This is a genomic window from Streptomyces sp. iso_384 (assembly GCF_056172905.1).
In genome coordinates, this window is sequence record NZ_JBWBTT010000001.1 from 1,734,316 (window position 1) to 1,749,222 (window position 14,907).

Genomic DNA, 14,907 nt, shown 5'->3' on the forward strand with positions numbered 1-14,907 from the left:
CACGCGCCGGTAATCTGAGTCATTCGCCCGCCCGTCTCCCGACCACCACCCCCCATCGAGGCGCTTCGCGCCGCCCCTGTCCCATTTCGCCGTCGCAATGAAGAGAGCACCGTGGCCGCCGACAAGATCGACACCATCGTCAGCCTGAGCAAGCGCCGTGGCTTCGTCTACCCCTGCAGTGAGATCTACGGTGGCCAGAAGGCCGCCTGGGACTACGGGCCGCTGGGCGTCGAGATGAAGGAGAACCTGAAGCGTCAGTGGTGGCGCTACATGGTCACCGCGCGCGAGGACGTGGTCGGTCTCGACTCGTCGGTCATCCTTGCCCCGGACGTCTGGGTCGCCTCCGGACACGTCGCCACCTTCTCGGACCCGCTGACCGAGTGCACCTCCTGTCACAAGCGCTACCGCGCCGACCACCTGGAGGAGGCGTACGAGGAGAAGCACGGCAAGCCGCCGGTCAACGGTCTCGCCGACCTCAACTGCCCCAACTGCGGCAACAAGGGCACCTTCACCGAGCCCAAGCAGTTCTCGGGTCTGCTCTCCACCCACCTGGGCCCGACCCAGGACTCCGGCTCGGTCGCCTACCTGCGTCCCGAGACCGCGCAGGGCATCTTCACCAACTTCGGCCAGGTGCTGCAGACCTCGCGCAAGAAGCCGCCGTTCGGCATCGCGCAGATGGGCAAGTCCTTCCGGAACGAGATCACTCCGGGCAACTTCATCTTCCGGACCCGTGAGTTCGAGCAGATGGAGATGGAGTTCTTCGTCAAGCCGGGCGAGGACGAGGAGTGGCAGCAGTACTGGATGGACCAGCGCTGGAACTGGTACACGGACCTCGGCATGCGCGAGGAGAACATGCGCTGGTTCGAGCACCCGAAGGAGAAGCTCTCCCACTACTCCAAGCGCACCGCCGACATCGAGTACCGCTTCCGCTTCGGCGGCAGCGAGTGGGGCGAGCTGGAGGGCGTGGCCAACCGCACCGACTACGACCTCAAGGCGCACTCCGAGGCGTCGGGCACCGACCTCCAGTACTACGACCAGGAGGCCAACGAGCGCTGGACGCCGTACGTCATCGAGCCCGCGGCCGGTGTCGGCCGCGCGATGCTGGCGTTCCTCCTGGACGCCTACGTCGAGGACGAGGCGCCCAACGCCAAGGGCGTCATGGAGAAGCGCACCGTGATGCGCCTCGACCCGCGCCTGGCGCCGGTCAAGGTCGCGGTGCTGCCGCTCTCGCGCAACCCGCAGCTCTCGCCGAAGGCCAAGGGCCTGGCGACCGACCTGCGCAAGAACTGGAACATCGAGTTCGACGACGCCGGCGCCATCGGCCGCCGCTACCGCCGTCAGGACGAGATCGGCACCCCGTTCTGCGTCACCGTCGACTTCGACACCCTCGACGACAACGCGGTGACCGTGCGCGAGCGCGACACCATGAAGCAGGAGCGCGTCTCCCTGGACCAGATCCAGGCGTACCTCGGCGCCCGTCTGCTCGGCTGCTGATACCCGCGCAGGTGCGTGAGGCCCCCGGTTCCGGGTACGGAACCGGGGGCTTCGTCGTACGGTCCACCGGAGCCCCCGCCGCCGTTCCGGGAGGTACGCGATGCCGTCGATCACCACCAGCAAGGTCAGCAGATGGGACCAGCACGGCCGTGAACACGTCGTGCAGGTGAAGAAGTCGGGCATGACGCGCCGACTGACCTGCTCCACCTGCGCATGGCGCCGCTCGGCGCAGTTCCTGCCCTGGCTGAAGGCCGAGGAGCATCTGGCCGAGGCCCATCAGGCGACGGTCGACCCGACGGCCTGAGGCCCGGCGGCCCGAAAACCTGGTGCGGCGCTCGCGGGGGGCGCGGTACGGTTCCGGCATGTCTTCGTTCTTCCAGATCTACGAGTGAGAGCGCGGCGGGTGTGAACTCCCCGCCGCAGCCCGGGGACCGGCGCGACCGGCCCCCGAACACCTTCACCTGACTCACTTCACACCCCACAGGGGAGAACGCCATGGCCAAGAGCCGTAACAACCTGCTCGGCGTCGGCGGACAGCGCAAGAAGCTGTCCCGCGCCGAACAGCAGGGCGCGGGTTCCGCGCGAGGCGCCGACCGCAAGGCCGCCGAGGACAAGAAGCAGGAACTGGTCCGCAAGATGCGCGAGCGCGCCGAGGCCCAGGCGGCCGCGACCGCCGGGCAGAACGGCGAGCCGACCGCGGAGCAGGACGCGTCGCCCGCGCAGAGCTGAGCCGGTACCTGAGCGGTTGAGGAGTACCCGTACGACGGTGTGGGCCCGGATCATCAGTGATCCGGGCCCACGCTCATGTGTCTCGGGGTGCCGTGAAAGCGGTCCCGGACGCCGCCCGGTCCGCATGCGGGTGCCGGGCGAAGAACCGGGCCCCTGTGTCGAGTTCGAACTGGGGGGCACCGGTGTGTCAGCCGAGGTTGGCGTGCAGGGTCTTCAGCACGGCCCGCGAAGGGACGCGGTGATGGGCCAAGCGGTATTCGGGCTCCTCGCCGTGTGGCCGGTCGGTCGACAGGACACCTCCTAGCCCGGCAGCGAAACCCCGGCCAGTTCCTCCGAGACCCGCCACACCCGCCGGGCTTCCTCGGCGTCGCGCAGCCGGCCGTACAGCTCCTGCTCGGCGGGCGGGCCGCCCATGTTGCCGGGGCCGCTCGGCCCGTACAGGGCGCCGCCCCGGGCGTCGGGCGAGGTGGCGGCGTACAGCGCGGGGAACTTCGCGCCCTCCACGGTGCCGACCACGAGCCCCCGGGCGGACAGCAGACGGATCATCCGCACGCCCAACGTGTCCTTGGCGCGTCCCACCTCCGGCCGGGCGGCCAGCAGGCTCGTGGGGGCGATGCCGGGGTGGGACAGGTTGCTGGTGATGCCCCAGCTCTCGGCCCGGCTGCGCCGGTCCAGCTCCAGGCCGAAGAGCCCGAAGGCGATCTTCGACCGGCTGGACGACACCCCCGCCGAGATCGTCACGGAGCTCGGCGAGACGCTACGGCAGACCCCGCTCGGCGTCGCCCTCACCGGCGACACGACCCGGTACTCCGGCCTCGCGCGCAGCATCGGCTACCGGTGGTTCACCGACCCTGCCACCCGGACGCTGTACGTGGCCGATGACCACGCCTTCCTCTCCCGGATGTTCGCCTCCGGCCTGCGGGAGCTGGCCACCCTGCGGGGGACCGGCTCCCGGGCCGCCCACTGCGCCGAGTTGCTGCGCGAGGAGAGCGAGGAGTTCCGGCGGCTCTGGGACCAGCACGAGATCGGCATCCGCCCCGACCAGGTCAAACGCTTCGTCCACCCGGAGGTCGGCGTCCTGGAGCTGAACTGCCAGCGCCTGCTGGACCTGGACCAGTCCCACAGCCTGCTGGTGTACACGGCCGCACCGGGCAGCGAGAGCCACGAACGGCTGCGGCTGCTGTCGGTCATAGGGACGCAGACGCTGCGCTGAGCCGGGGGCCGCGGGGAACGCCCGCCGGCACCTGGCCCCGGCCCGGCCTACGAGCGGGACGCGTCGTCCACGCCGTTCAGCCGGTCTCGCCCAGGTGGCTCAGGGCTTCGCGGAAGTCGTCGAGGGCGGGGCCCAACTCGTGGGCGGCGATGCGGAAGGCCGACCGTTCGATCAGGGTCCTGGCCAGGGTGCGCGGCCCCTCGGCCGGGTCGTACCGGGGCAGCCGACGGGCCAGGGCCACTCCTTCGTCGAAGAGGGGGCGCACCTGCTCCGCGAACAGATGGGTGCGGTTCCGCCAGTAGACGGCGGAGCGGACGGTGAGGACGCTCTGCAGCCGGATCAGTTCGGCCAGGTGCGCCGCCGGATCCTCGGCGGCTCGTCCGGCGAGGGCGTCCACCGCACGGCGCAGGGCATCACGGCTGTCGAAGTAGCGCTGTCGGGCATCGGGCGACCACTTCATCGGATCCGTACCCGAGGGTGCACGTGGCCCGTCGGACCAGGGCCGCATGCTTTCCGTGCCGGAGACCGTCAGCAGCACCGCCCAGAACGACGCCTCGTAGCCGCCCCAGGACAGCCGCTCACCTGACGCGGCCCGCTCGGTCAGCTCCGTCAGCACGGCGAGTGCCTCCCGCCGCACGCGGGCCGCCTGTTCGTTCCGGCCGTGGAGGTCGAGCATCCCGGCGTACCCGATGAGCGCGTGGAGATGGCAGATCACCGGGCCGCGTCTCCTCGCGGCTTCGTCCGCTTCCATGGCGACGAACCGCTCGAACGCGGCGCGTGCTTCGCCGGATCGGCCGGCGTCGTGGAGAGCGGCGATCCACTGCATCAGTGACCAGGCAAGGGCCCCGTCGCTGCGTCCCTCGGGCAGGAGCGTCGCGACCAACTCGTCCATGGCGTCGGCGGCCTCGGCATACCGGCCTTCTTCGGAGAGCCCGGCGGCCCACTTACTCAGCCCTTTGACGACGGGCTTCCCGGACCGTTCGGCCTGCGCGCGGCTGATGGCGAGCATCTCGGCGCGCAGGGCCAGGCCTTCGGCACGTCGACCCTCGTCGTACAGCTCTCGCTGGCACGACCTGAGGGCCTGGTACAGGACGTCCGCACGGGCGGGTTCGGCCGGATCGATGCGTCGCGCCGCCGCGACCGCCTCCTCGCACAGCTCCAGCGAGGACGGATGCCACGTGCCGGAGCCACCGTAGCTGAGATGCTGGAGCTTCCTGGCCAGGAGCGGCAGGTACGCGGCGGGGCTGACCTGAGCGAGCACCCGATAGGCGTCGACCTCCTCGCGCAGTGTGCGGCGCCCCGAGGCGAGCAGCACATTTCTCGCCCGCACGATGTCGTCCTGATCGACTTTCCCCCACTGATTCATGACGGAGATTCTGGGTGCCCCGAACAAGGCCCCACAAGGCGGTTCAGCTGTGCCGTTACTCCTACGGAAATGCCTCCTGACCTGTCATGATGGATGTGACATCTTCACGCCGGAATTCCACGCCGCCGGTGAACAGACCCCCCTTGACCGGCGGTCCACGGGACGCGGGCCGCCGGACTCGACTAGCGGAACAAATGCGGATGCTGTCGGGCCAATTCCTTGGTGATGGCTTCGTCGGTGGGGTCGGTGATCTCCCAACTGTGCTCGGACGGGTGCCCGTTGAACAGTCCGCACGCGGCGTCCGCGTCGCGGGGGTCGCGTGCGGCACACCAGGGGAGTGGCCGCAGCCGGGCGCGCTCCGCACCCCACCGGATCCAGACGGCGCTTCCGGGCCGCCCGCCCTCGTCCCACAGCATCGCGGCGTGCGCCGCGTCGTGGGCTTCTCCGAGTTCGCAGAGGACGTGCCCGGCCTCGGGGCGGTGGTGGCCGTCGTGCGCCGACAGAGCGAGTACGTGCTTCGGAGGCGGCAGTAACGCGACGGCGGTGCACTGATTCTCGGTCACGGGGTCACCCTTCGGGAGAGTCGCCGGGGACGAGCCGCTCCGCGATCAGGTCGCCGAGCGGGTCGGTCACGTCCCAGGAGTGGGGCGCGGTGTGGTGGTCGAAGAGCGCGCACCGCCGTACGAGGCCGGAGTCGAGCCGGCGGAGGACGGCGGGGCACCAGGGGGCGGACTCGGCCCGGTGGGTGCGTTCGGGGCCGCTGCCGGTCCAGAAGAACCACAGGGCGGGGGAGTCGGGAGTCCTGCCCGGCCGGAGGTAGGCGGCGTGTTCGGTGTGCGGGCCGTCGTCGTGCGTGCCGAGTTCGCACAGGACGTACGGTTCGGGATCCTCGGGGCCGTCGGCCCCGGGGGCGGTGAGCCGCGACACGGCATCGGGCGGAAGCAACGTGACGGCGGTGCACTGGAGCACGACGTTCAACTCCGGTTCGTGGCAGAGGACTACTGGTCAGCGGGGCGGCCGCGCCACCCGGCGAGCGTCAGGCTCAGCCCGACGGCGGGATCGAGAACGGTGAACAGCGCGGGAAACCCGGCCTCCAGGTCCCGTATCGCGTGGTCCTGGCACGGCCCGTGGGTGGCCCAGCGGCGCAACTCCTGCGGGGCGTGCGATCCGTGGAAGCGGACCGGTCGTACGTCGCCGGTCGGCAGCCGTACGGGCTCGGGCGCGAGGGGAAGCCCGTGACCGTTGGCCAGACGGAGGGCCTGCCGCCGGAGCCAGAGGAGGACGAGCCGCCGGTTCCGTACGGCGACCCCGCCGAGGGTGGCGAACCGCTGCCCGTCGGAGACGGTGACCTCGGCGGCGTACCCCGCTGCGCGCCGCATGCGGACGAGTTCGGCGAGGGGATGCGGATGCGGGTACGTATTCACAGGACCTCGCCCCGGCTACGGGCGTTGAGCCGCGCGGTACGGGCGCGGAGCTGCTCTATGAGGAGCGCGGGGCGTACGTGGCGGGGCTCGGCCTCCCACTCCGCGCCGCCCCCGACGGGCCGGAGCGACCAGTAGGGGCCGGCGACGCCCCGGAATTCGCCCACGCGGTCGGCGCGGCTGGTGTCGACCATGAGGGTTCCGGGGGCGGGGGCGCGCGGAGGGTCCGGGGCGTCCAGGCGCACATTTTCGCTGCACATGCATCGCTCCTCGTGTCGTCGCGGCACGGTTGCCGAGCAGCGTGCTTCTGTGCCGCCACTTCGATTGACATCTCTAGAGAACTCTAGATCTCTAGAGATGTCAATCGAATCTGTTGGCGACCGGTCCAGTTCCGCACCGTCGACGAGGTGACGCGGGCCACGCGAGTCGACTCACGATTCACGCACAATGCCCTGGTCAGGCGCGTGAATCGACTCGCGTGGCCTCCCGGATGTCGCGTGAGTGCCTTGCGCGACTAGGCTGCCTAGAGAGGAGAGGAACCCGTAGATGGCTACCGACGCCACTGGCCGTGAGCCCAAGTACCAGCGGATCGCAAAAGCCTTGAAGGCAGAGATCCAGTCAGGGGCATTGGAGCCTGGGGCACGCCTCCCGGGTGAGAACGACCTCATGTCGCAGTACGGCGTTGCGCGCATGACAGCTCGGCAAGCCTTGGGTGTGCTCCAGAGCGAAGGCCTGACGGAAGCGCGGAAAGGCGTTGGAGTCTTCGTGCGGGCTTTCCAGCCGCTCAGGCGTCGCGGGATTCCTCGATTGATGCGCGAGCAGTGGGGATCTGGACGCTCCGTCTGGGATGCGGACCTCGGAGATCGAGACCTGGTGGTTGACCAGGTGGAAGTGCGCGAGGGGACTGCCTCGGAGAACGCGGCGCGTGTGCTCGGCCTGGAAGCGGCCGAGCGTGTCTGGATCAGGAGCCGCCGGTTCGTGCTGGACGGCAAGCCGGTCCTCCTGTCGACCTCGTACCTCCCGGCACCTCTGGTCGAGGGATCAGCGATCACCCAGCCGGACACAGGGCCCGGCGGGATCTATGCCCGGCTCGCCGAACTGGGCCATGGTCCGGTCCACTTCCGGGAAGAGATCCGCTCGCGCATGCCGCTGCCCGAAGAGACAGCGAGGCTCAGGCTTCCGGCCGGGACGCCCGTCATGCTCGTCTGCCGGACGGCCTTCGCGGAGGAGGGGCGTGTCGTGGAGGTCAACGAGATGGTGCTCGATGCCGCCGCGTACGTCCTGGAGTACGACTTCGACGCGTAACACCGCCCAGGGTAGGCCCTCTGGTGCCCGCTCGGCCGTGTCGTGCATGGTGGTGCCTTCTACGGCGAAGGGACGCCCGTGATGCCCGAATCCCCGTGCTGGTTCACGTCCTCGTACAGCAACAACGGCGGCAACTGCATTGAGGTCGCCGCCAACCTCGCCGCGTCGCGTGGCATCGTCCCGGTCCGTGACTCCAAGGTCGTGGGCGGGCCTGTGGTCGAGGTACCCGTCACCGCGTTCTCGGCGTTCGTCGCGGGCGTTCAGGGCGGGACGTTCGACACCGTCTGAGGAACCGAGCAGCAGGATGCCCCGCCGTGCCGCGCGTGGTGGGGCATCCTGCTGCTCAGGCCAGGTCGTGCTGCCAGCGGAGCGCGGTGTGGCCGTCGATCCAATAGGTGTGGGCCTCCTTCGTGACCCGGAGCCGTACCTCGGTGATGTCGGGGAGGTCCGCGTCCTGCCAGGCGATGAGAGCCCGCTCGATCGCGTCCCACAGGGCCACGGGGCCGCCCTGGCGGACTGTCCAGGTGCCGTCGTTCTTCGTGAACGAGGCGAAGGACTCGCGCTCCAAGTCGAAGAGGTGCAACAGCCGATAGCCCTCCGGCGAGGTGGCGCGGGTGAAGCGCGCCCCAGGAACCGCGAGCTGAGCGAAGAACGCAGGCATCCACTCTTCCAGCAGGAGCGGGGACACCTTGGTCTCGCGCTCACTGTCGGCGTAGGCCGTGCGGGCCGACAGGTCACCGCTGATGGGCGCTTCCGCCTGGGACCGGGCTTGCATGAACGAGCTACGGCCGATGATCGCGCCCTCGGCGCTGCCGTCCTCTGCGACGGTGACCTTCGCCAGGCCGGTGCCGTAATGCCAGGAGCCGCCGACCGTGGCGAGGACGATGCCGCCCGGCTTGGTCTGCCTGATCCAGGCGTAGGGGATGCGGCGCACCGCGCAGGTGGCGATGGTGCGGTCGTACGGGGCCCGGCGAGGATGGCCGAGGAGTCCGTCGCCTGTGACGGTCCAGGTCGAGTAGCCGGCGGTTTCCAGGGCGTCGTCCGCGCGGGCCGAGACGGCGGGGTCCACTTCGATTGTAGTGACGGCGTCCTCCCCGAGGCGGGAGCACATGAGGGCTGAGGAATAGCCGGTTCCTGTGCCGATCTCCAGGACCTGCTGGCCGTTCTCCACCTCCAGTTTCTCCAGCATGTCCACGACGGTGACCGGGGTGGTGGACGAGGAGGTCGGGGAGCCGGTCACGGGGCCGCTGACCTGGTCGGCGGTGAGGTGTCCGTCGAGCTGAGTGGTCAGGGACTCGTCGCGGTAGGCGATCCGTACCCACTCGGCCGGGTCGCTCCCGGCAGCGGTGAGCGGCTGCCACCGGCCGTCTTCCGTGGGCAGGAACACGCCAGGGTTCAGGAACAGCTCGCGGGGAACAGCCTCCACCGCCGCCCGCCAAGGGGAGCTGATGAGAACGCCCGCCTGTTCCAGGCGTCCGGCGAGTGCTCGCCGCTCCTGAGCGGTGTCGGTCATGGAGCAACTCCTTGAGTCAGCAGTTCAGCGAATGCGGCGGACATCGCGAGGCCGGTGGACTCTTCCAGCCACCCCCACTGCCCGTTCGGGTTCAGCTCCAGCCACCAGAGGCCACCGGCCTCGTCGACGGCGAAGTCGAAGCTTCCCGAGGCCAGACCGAAGTGGGCCAGGTACGCCAGGAGCGCCTTCTCCACGTGGTCGGGCAGGTCCACCACGCGGTAGGACAGGGCTGAGTAATCCTTACGCCAGTCCAGCATCCCGGACGCGATCCGTACGGCGAACACCTCGTGGCCGACCACCAGCACGCGAAGGTCGGCCACCTTGTTCACCACGGCCTGGAAGAGGTGCGGCACCACAGCCACGCGCTCGTCGATCTCTGTCGCCGTGACCAGGTCGGCCCACCCGGTGACAGGAACACCACCTCGCTGGTAAGGCGTCCACCGGAGCGTCTTGAAGATCACCTGTTCGTGGTCGCCGATGAAGGACCGCGCCTCGTCCGGGTGGTTCGTGACCAGCGTCGACGGAACTGTCAGCCCGAGGCGCTGGGCAACCGCGAGCTGGGTCGGCTTGTAGTCGGCGGCGGCGTTGCGCAGCGGATGGTTGACCCACAGCGGTCCATCGAGGGCGTACAGGGTGCCGCCGAGCCCGTAGCGGGTCTGGGCCGCCGCGAACCGTGCGTCGTCCGGTTCGAGATGGTCGAACGCGGGCCACACCGGGCGGCGCCAGTACACCGACCGGACCTCGGCCAGCTCCACAGTCCGCGACGGCGTGCGGAGTTGCCCGGCCACGGAGGCCGGGCCGCTCCCGAACCTAGCGGAGATTGTCAGGGTCGCTCCGATGTCGGCGGGGTTGAACCTGGCCACCGGAACGTTCCGCCGATTCAGCTCTCTGATCACCATGTCGGCGGTGAGGTCGTCCGCCTCTGTGGCAACCAGCACCGGCCTCTTGTCGGTCATCGGTCAGTCCTGCACGGAGTCCTGGTCGTGCCCCTGGTCGGGGGCGGAGTCCGAGTTCGTGACCGTGCTTGTCTCGGTGCCTCTGGCGGTGCCGTGCTTGCCCATCTCGATCACTGTGCCGACGCGGTCGGTGAAGATGCCGAGCTGGGTGTCGGGGTCGAGCGTGATCGATGCGTGGGGGCGGCGAGCGACGGTCGGGTACGGGGCGAGCCTGTCGGAGCCCCAGGGGCGCATGTGGGGCTCAACTGCGGTAGCCATGCAGACCTCCTTGACGACGGGTGGTTGTTGTCGAACCAGAAGCTACGGTCACCGTCGATGGAGTAGGACTGACCGGAGGTACGGGTTTGGGAAACCGAAGGACACCGGGGGTGCGGCATGACCGTGAAGGGATCCGGACGCGGACGTGCAACTGCGGGCACGATCGCCGGGTTCGTTCTCCGCATGGCCAGGGAGAGCACGAGCATCCGCACGCAGGCCGGTATGGCGGAAGCGATGAGGGTTGACCTCGCCACGTGGCAGGGTTGGGAGACCGGGCGACGACCGCTCACCAACGTGAAGGCCGGTGTCCTGCTCGACACTCGGCGCCGATTACTCGCGTTGGGGGCTGACCCCGGTGTACTTCACCTTCTCGACCCGGCGATGGACGCGGACCGTGTCATCACCTCCACGATCCATCCGAGGGCCGGTGCCCGTCATCCACTCGGGAGCTGGGTGCACACCCGCGACACGGCCCACATGATCGCCTGGGCTCTGAACGGGACCGTTCCGCCCGCTCTGGCTCGCAGAGCGGCGACGGGGCGTCGCGGTCCCGTGGCCAAGGCACCGCTCCTGTCGGCGCCCGATCGAAGCGTGTTCTTCGCGCACCTCCGCGAGATCGCCGAATCCGCGTTGCACGCTGGAGAGGACGGACTGCTGCTCCACCGCCAGTGCCTCTACCTCTGCTCCTACGACCTGGGCTCCGAGGCGGCATCGTGGATGGTGCAGGATCTGCGCAGCAGCCGCGACCTCATCTCCGTCCGTGGCTGGACTCCGCGCTGGGCCACCGCGCGATCAACTGCCGTCGCATTGGTGAGGCTTGGCGACCATCAACCGCTGCTGGACTTCATCGACAGAGGCTTGGCGGGCGACGACTCCGCTGAGATCGCGAATCTCAACTACTGGGCCTACTGGTTCGGTTCGATTCGCGAAGCCCAGCCGGACGACGGCTTCATGCGGCACGGCCCGTCGACCTGGGAGCCTGTGCGACTGCTGCGTGGACTTGCCACCGGCCTCCACCAGGCTCCGGCGTACATGGATCTCTACGTCCACTCGCTATGGGCTCTGCTGACCACCAACCGGTGGCTGCCTCTGGCAGATCCGGTTCTTGCGGAGGGTCTGGCCGCACAGACCGCCCGACTCCTCGATCAGGACGGGATCTCCCAGCGGGCGAGGCGCGAACTCAGTGCGGTGGATTACGTTCTACGCGAGAACCGCACATGACACATCGGAGGTCGTACTTCATGGCGGACGCAGAGCAGGACCAGGAGCAGGTAAAGGGCACCACAGGCTTTCTGCTGGAGATGGGGATGCTCAAGCGCGCCAAGCGGTCCGGCTGGTGGATCGCGGGGGTGAAGGACCCCGAGACCATTGCCGAGCACAGCTTCCGAGTCGCGCTCATCGGCTCGGTACTCGCCATGATGGAGGGCGCCGACCCAGCGAAGGCCGCTCTCCTCGGCCTGTGGCACGACACCCAGGAGACCCGCGTCGGGGATATCCCCCACATCGGCCGCCGCTACCTCGAAGCGGCCGCCAACGAGAAGGTCACCGCCGACCAGGTATCGGCCGCGCATCCGGCGGTGAAGGCAGGCGCCCAGCGGATCGTGGAGGAGTACGAGAACGGCGACTCCCTCGAAGTCGTCTGCGCGCACGATGCCGACAAGCTCGAATGCCTCCTCCAAGCCGTCGAATACCGTGAACAGGGCTGCTCCAACGTCCAGCCCTGGATCGACAGCAGCATCGCCAAGCTCAAGACCGCTTCTGCTCAGTCACTCGCCGAGGCCGCGCTCACGATGACGTCGATCGAGTGGCAGCGGACGTATCTGCGCTGAGCCAGGGAAGCGGTACGGGGGGCGCGGCGTCAATGGCGTAGGCGTCAGCAACTCCGGTCACAGGGGCTGCCGTGGCAGAGACGTGGTGTCGACCACCGCCACGCCCCGTACGATCGCGTCCCCGGCCTACAACCTGACCATGATCGGTAGCGGGCGCGCGAGCCCGAACCTCGGCCGCTCAAACGTCGGGATTCAGCGTCTGGCGCGCGAGCAGTGGGGGACCGGGCGCTCTCTCCGGGAGGCGGACCTCGCAGGCCGGAACCTGGTGGTGGACGAAGTAGAGGTGCGTGAGGGGGCCCGCCCGGAGAACGCTGCGCGCGTGCTCGCTCTCGAAGAAGGTGAGCGTGTCTGGATCAGGAGGCGCCGGTTCGTGCTGGACGGCAAGCCGGTCCTCCTGTCGACGTCGTAGCTCAGGCTTCGGCCGGGACGCCCGTCATGCTCGTCTGCCGGACTGCCTACGCGGAGAAGGGGTGTGTCGTGGAGGTCAACGAGATGGTGCTCGATGCCGCCGCGTACGTCCTGGAGTACGACTTCGACGCGTAACGCCGACCGAAGGAAGGCCCTCTGGTGCGCGCTCGACCCCGTCGTGCATGGTGGGGCTTTTGCCGGCGAAGGGACACCCGTGATGCCCGAATCCCCGTGCTGGTCCACGTCTTCGTACAGCAGCAACGGCGGCAACTGCGTCGAGGTCGCCGCCAACCTCGCCGCCACGCGCGGCATCGTCCCGGTCCGTGACTCCAAGGTCGTGGACGGCCCTGTGGTCGCCGTCCCCGTCACCGCCTTCGCGGCGTTCGTCGCGGGCGTTGAGGGTGGGGCGTTCGACTGAGGAGCGGTTGGGCCGACGGAAGGCCGAAGGGGCTTGCGTCTCCCGTAGGGGGAGACGCAAAGGTGGGGGCATGAACGGCGACACGCTCTACTCGATCGGCGAGCTTGCCCGGCGGACGGGGCTCACGGTCAAGACCATCCGGTTCTACTCCGATCGCGGAATCGTGGCGCCGACGGACCGCAGCCCGGCCGGCTACCGCCTCTACACCGTCGATGCCGTCGCACGCCTGGACCTCGTGCGGACCCTGCGCGAGCTGGGACTGGACCTTCCCACGATCCGCAAGGTCGTGGACCGCGAGCTCTCGCTTCCCGCGGTCGCCGCGGCGCACGCCGAAGCGCTGGCGGTGCAGATCCGGGTCCTGAGCATGCGGCGTGCGGTGCTGACGGCGGTGGCCGAGCGCGGGTCCACACCGGAGGAGACGGAACTCATGCGCCGGCTGGCCCAGCTTTCCCAGGACGAACGCCGACGTCTGGTCGGCGAATTCCTCGACGCCGTCTTCGACGGTCTCGACGCCGCCCCCGCGTTCGCGGCTGCCATGCGCTCGATGACCCCTGAGCTGCCCGACAACCCGGACGTGGAACAGGTCCAGGCGTGGGTGGAGTTGGCGGAAATGTCGCTGGACCCGGATTTCCGCGCCATGGTGCGGCGGATGATCGAGGGACTGGCAGTCGAGCAGGCCCGGAGCGGGATGGCGGTCCCGCGCCGCGACATCGCCGCCGCCGCCCGCGACGAGGCCGGCCCGGCCCTGGCCGCCGGCCTGGACCCGGCCTCCGCCCAGGCCGATCCGGTCGTCGCGGCGTTCACGGCGCACTACGCGCAGCTCCTCGGCCGCCCCGACGGCGTCGAGCTTCGCCGCCTGCTGGCGACTCGGTTGGAGAGCGTGAACGGCCCCCGCGGGGAGCGGTACTTCCAGCTGCTCGCGGTGGTCAACGGCTGGCCGGCCCCGGAGAGTCTGGCTCCGGTGCTCGACTGGTCCGTTCAGGCTCTGCGTGTCCGCACGCCGCGATGACGGTGCGGCCGCAAGGCGGCATGGGCCGCACGCGGTCGGCGTCGGCCGAGAACACCGCCGCACATGACGGGTCGATGCGTGCCCCCAAGGGCCCTGTCGCATCGCCGACCCGTCGGATCCGTCCGACGATTCGGGCCGGTGACTAACATCCCGTGCCATGGCGATGTTCGTGCACCTGACCTCAGCGGCGAACGCACCGCGCATCCGGCGGTCCGGGATCCGGGCGGCCGGCCATGGGCAGGGCGGCGCGCGCGGGGTCCACTGCTTTCCGGTGCTGCCCTCGTACACCCTCACCCACCAATGGCTGCGCGAGCTCGCCCGGTTCGGCAGCCGGGGCGGGCTCGTGGCCGTCCATGTGCGACTCGACGACGCCGAGGACGTGCTGGTCGGGCGCTACACCGACCGGGCACCCGACGCCCGGGCCACCGTTTCCGCAGCCGAGTCGGTAGGGCGGATCGCGGCGCTGGAGGACCCGCGCGGATGGGAGGTGTTCGTCCCCCGGGCGATCCGGCCGCGCGAAGTGCACCGGATCCGCACCGCACCGCAGGTCGCGGGCTGGCGGTACCTGCCGGACGCACATGGTGTGCGCCCCTGCACCTGTTTCGGGTGCCGCGTGCGCGGCGGGTACGGGGCGCGGCGCCTGCGCGAGCGGCTGCCGCATCCGCTGGACGGTCCGCCGCCACCCGTCAAGGTGTTGCTCGCCCGGGTCGAGGCCGGTGACTCCGGGGACCCGGCAGCGCTGCGGGACGCCCTGCACTGGTTCGGCATGCGTCGGCGCGGACCTGTCGACCGCTTGCGGGGTCTCGCCGCCCACCCCGACCCCGGGGTGCGGGAGGAGTTGGTGTGGGCGGTCGCCCGCTGGTCTACTCCCGGTGTCGCCGAGCTGCTGGACGGCCTGGCCGACGACCCGCACCGGGATGTCCGGGAGGCGGTGGAAGCGGTCCGCGATCCGGGGTGACCGAGGGCAGGGGCCACGGTGGGCAGGCGG

The 14,907-nt window shown here is 69.8% G+C and carries 18 protein-coding genes and 3 pseudogenes; 12 read left to right on the forward strand and 9 right to left on the reverse strand.

Features of this window, described 5'->3' with window-relative positions:
* Nucleotides 1–111: 111 nt before the first annotated feature.
* The 3 genes from AC0VY3_RS07645 (at nucleotide 112) to AC0VY3_RS07655 (ending at nucleotide 2,223) form a co-directional block, all read left to right on the forward strand.
* Nucleotides 112–1,494 (forward strand): glycine--tRNA ligase, encoded by a 1,383-nt coding sequence (locus AC0VY3_RS07645; RefSeq protein WP_103510124.1) that lies wholly within the window; start codon nucleotides 112–114, stop codon nucleotides 1,492–1,494.
* A 100-nt stretch (nucleotides 1,495–1,594) separates the two neighbouring features.
* The gene (locus AC0VY3_RS07650; protein WP_242739736.1) at nucleotides 1,595–1,798 is read left to right on the forward strand and encodes a hypothetical protein; all 204 of its coding nucleotides are present in this window, start codon (nucleotides 1,595–1,597) and stop codon (nucleotides 1,796–1,798) included.
* A 191-nt stretch (nucleotides 1,799–1,989) separates the two neighbouring features.
* Nucleotides 1,990–2,223 (forward strand): DUF6243 family protein, encoded by a 234-nt coding sequence (locus tag AC0VY3_RS07655; protein ID WP_103510123.1) that lies wholly within the window; start codon nucleotides 1,990–1,992, stop codon nucleotides 2,221–2,223.
* 300 nt (nucleotides 2,224–2,523) lie between these two features.
* Here the strand turns inward: AC0VY3_RS07655 and AC0VY3_RS07660 are convergent.
* A pseudogene (locus tag AC0VY3_RS07660) lies at nucleotides 2,524–2,937 on the reverse strand (Rossmann-fold NAD(P)-binding domain-containing protein); the annotation flags it as partial.
* Here AC0VY3_RS07660 and AC0VY3_RS07665 point away from each other — a divergent pair.
* Nucleotides 2,924–3,436: pseudogene (locus AC0VY3_RS07665) on the forward strand (MmyB family transcriptional regulator); the annotation flags it as partial. The pseudogenes AC0VY3_RS07660 and AC0VY3_RS07665 sit on opposite strands and share 14 nt — an antisense overlap.
* Nucleotides 3,437–3,512: 76 nt before the next feature.
* On the opposite strand, the gene AC0VY3_RS07670 reads toward AC0VY3_RS07665, so the two are convergent.
* The 5 genes from AC0VY3_RS07670 to AC0VY3_RS07690 all read right to left on the reverse strand — a co-directional run bounded on the left by AC0VY3_RS07670 (nucleotide 3,513) and on the right by AC0VY3_RS07690 (nucleotide 6,483).
* On the reverse strand, nucleotides 3,513–4,802 hold the full coding sequence (locus tag AC0VY3_RS07670; protein ID WP_475549259.1) for a hypothetical protein: 1,290 nt from the start codon (nucleotides 4,800–4,802) through the stop codon (nucleotides 3,513–3,515).
* 182 nt (nucleotides 4,803–4,984) lie between these two features.
* Complete coding sequence (locus tag AC0VY3_RS07675) at nucleotides 4,985–5,365, reverse strand: hypothetical protein (RefSeq protein ID WP_475549260.1); 381 nt, start codon at nucleotides 5,363–5,365, stop codon at nucleotides 4,985–4,987.
* A 4-nt stretch (nucleotides 5,366–5,369) separates the two neighbouring features.
* Nucleotides 5,370–5,771 (reverse strand): hypothetical protein, encoded by a 402-nt coding sequence (locus tag AC0VY3_RS07680; protein WP_475551649.1) that lies wholly within the window; start codon nucleotides 5,769–5,771, stop codon nucleotides 5,370–5,372.
* Nucleotides 5,772–5,800: 29 nt separating this feature from the next.
* On the reverse strand, nucleotides 5,801–6,181 hold the full coding sequence (locus tag AC0VY3_RS07685) for a hypothetical protein (protein WP_475551650.1): 381 nt from the start codon (nucleotides 6,179–6,181) through the stop codon (nucleotides 5,801–5,803).
* A gap of 41 nt (nucleotides 6,182–6,222) precedes the next feature.
* Entirely contained in the window at nucleotides 6,223–6,483 is a 261-nt protein-coding gene (locus tag AC0VY3_RS07690) for a hypothetical protein (protein ID WP_475549261.1), read from the reverse strand.
* Between the two features lie 286 nt (nucleotides 6,484–6,769).
* On the opposite strand from AC0VY3_RS07690, the gene AC0VY3_RS07695 reads away from it, so the two are divergent.
* Nucleotides 6,770–7,528: a GntR family transcriptional regulator gene (locus AC0VY3_RS07695; RefSeq protein ID WP_475549262.1), complete on the forward strand. Its 759-nt coding sequence runs from the start codon at nucleotides 6,770–6,772 to the stop codon at nucleotides 7,526–7,528.
* A gap of 78 nt (nucleotides 7,529–7,606) precedes the next feature.
* The gene (locus AC0VY3_RS07700; protein ID WP_475549263.1) at nucleotides 7,607–7,816 is read left to right on the forward strand and encodes a DUF397 domain-containing protein; all 210 of its coding nucleotides are present in this window, start codon (nucleotides 7,607–7,609) and stop codon (nucleotides 7,814–7,816) included.
* A gap of 55 nt (nucleotides 7,817–7,871) precedes the next feature.
* Here the strand turns inward: AC0VY3_RS07700 and tgmC are convergent, their stop codons facing one another.
* The 3 genes from tgmC to tgmA are packed head-to-tail and all read right to left on the reverse strand — an operon-like array spanning nucleotide 7,872 to nucleotide 10,255.
* Nucleotides 7,872–9,041 (reverse strand): ATP-grasp peptide maturase system methyltransferase, encoded by a 1,170-nt coding sequence (tgmC, locus tag AC0VY3_RS07705; protein WP_475549264.1) that lies wholly within the window; start codon nucleotides 9,039–9,041, stop codon nucleotides 7,872–7,874.
* Nucleotides 9,038–9,997, reverse strand: coding sequence for an ATP-grasp ribosomal peptide maturase (gene tgmB / locus AC0VY3_RS07710; protein ID WP_475549265.1), 960 nt, complete (start codon nucleotides 9,995–9,997; stop codon nucleotides 9,038–9,040). The genes tgmC and tgmB overlap by 4 nt, the downstream gene beginning before the upstream one ends.
* Nucleotides 9,998–10,000: 3 nt before the next feature.
* Nucleotides 10,001–10,255 carry a putative ATP-grasp-modified RiPP gene (gene tgmA / locus AC0VY3_RS07715; protein WP_475549266.1) on the reverse strand — a complete coding sequence of 85 codons (255 nt, stop codon included), beginning with the start codon at nucleotides 10,253–10,255 and terminating at the stop codon, nucleotides 10,001–10,003.
* Nucleotides 10,256–10,372: 117 nt separating this feature from the next.
* Between tgmA and AC0VY3_RS07720 the strand changes: the two genes are divergently transcribed.
* The 6 genes and pseudogenes from AC0VY3_RS07720 (at nucleotide 10,373) to AC0VY3_RS07745 (ending at nucleotide 14,877) form a co-directional block, all read left to right on the forward strand.
* Complete coding sequence (locus tag AC0VY3_RS07720) at nucleotides 10,373–11,476, forward strand: helix-turn-helix domain-containing protein (protein WP_475549267.1); 1,104 nt, start codon at nucleotides 10,373–10,375, stop codon at nucleotides 11,474–11,476.
* Nucleotides 11,477–11,496: 20 nt separating this feature from the next.
* Nucleotides 11,497–12,084 carry an HD domain-containing protein gene (locus AC0VY3_RS07725; RefSeq protein ID WP_475549268.1) on the forward strand — a complete coding sequence of 196 codons (588 nt, stop codon included), beginning with the start codon at nucleotides 11,497–11,499 and terminating at the stop codon, nucleotides 12,082–12,084.
* 187 nt (nucleotides 12,085–12,271) lie between these two features.
* Nucleotides 12,272–12,627: pseudogene (locus AC0VY3_RS07730) on the forward strand (GntR family transcriptional regulator); the annotation flags it as partial.
* A gap of 79 nt (nucleotides 12,628–12,706) precedes the next feature.
* The gene (locus AC0VY3_RS07735) at nucleotides 12,707–12,910 is read left to right on the forward strand and encodes a DUF397 domain-containing protein (protein ID WP_475549269.1); all 204 of its coding nucleotides are present in this window, start codon (nucleotides 12,707–12,709) and stop codon (nucleotides 12,908–12,910) included.
* A gap of 70 nt (nucleotides 12,911–12,980) precedes the next feature.
* Entirely contained in the window at nucleotides 12,981–13,919 is a 939-nt protein-coding gene (locus AC0VY3_RS07740; RefSeq protein WP_475549270.1) for a MerR family transcriptional regulator, read from the forward strand.
* 157 nt (nucleotides 13,920–14,076) lie between these two features.
* A complete protein-coding gene (locus AC0VY3_RS07745) occupies nucleotides 14,077–14,877 on the forward strand; it encodes a HEAT repeat domain-containing protein (protein WP_475549271.1) in 801 nt (266 codons plus the stop codon).
* Nucleotides 14,878–14,907 lie beyond the last annotated feature (30 nt).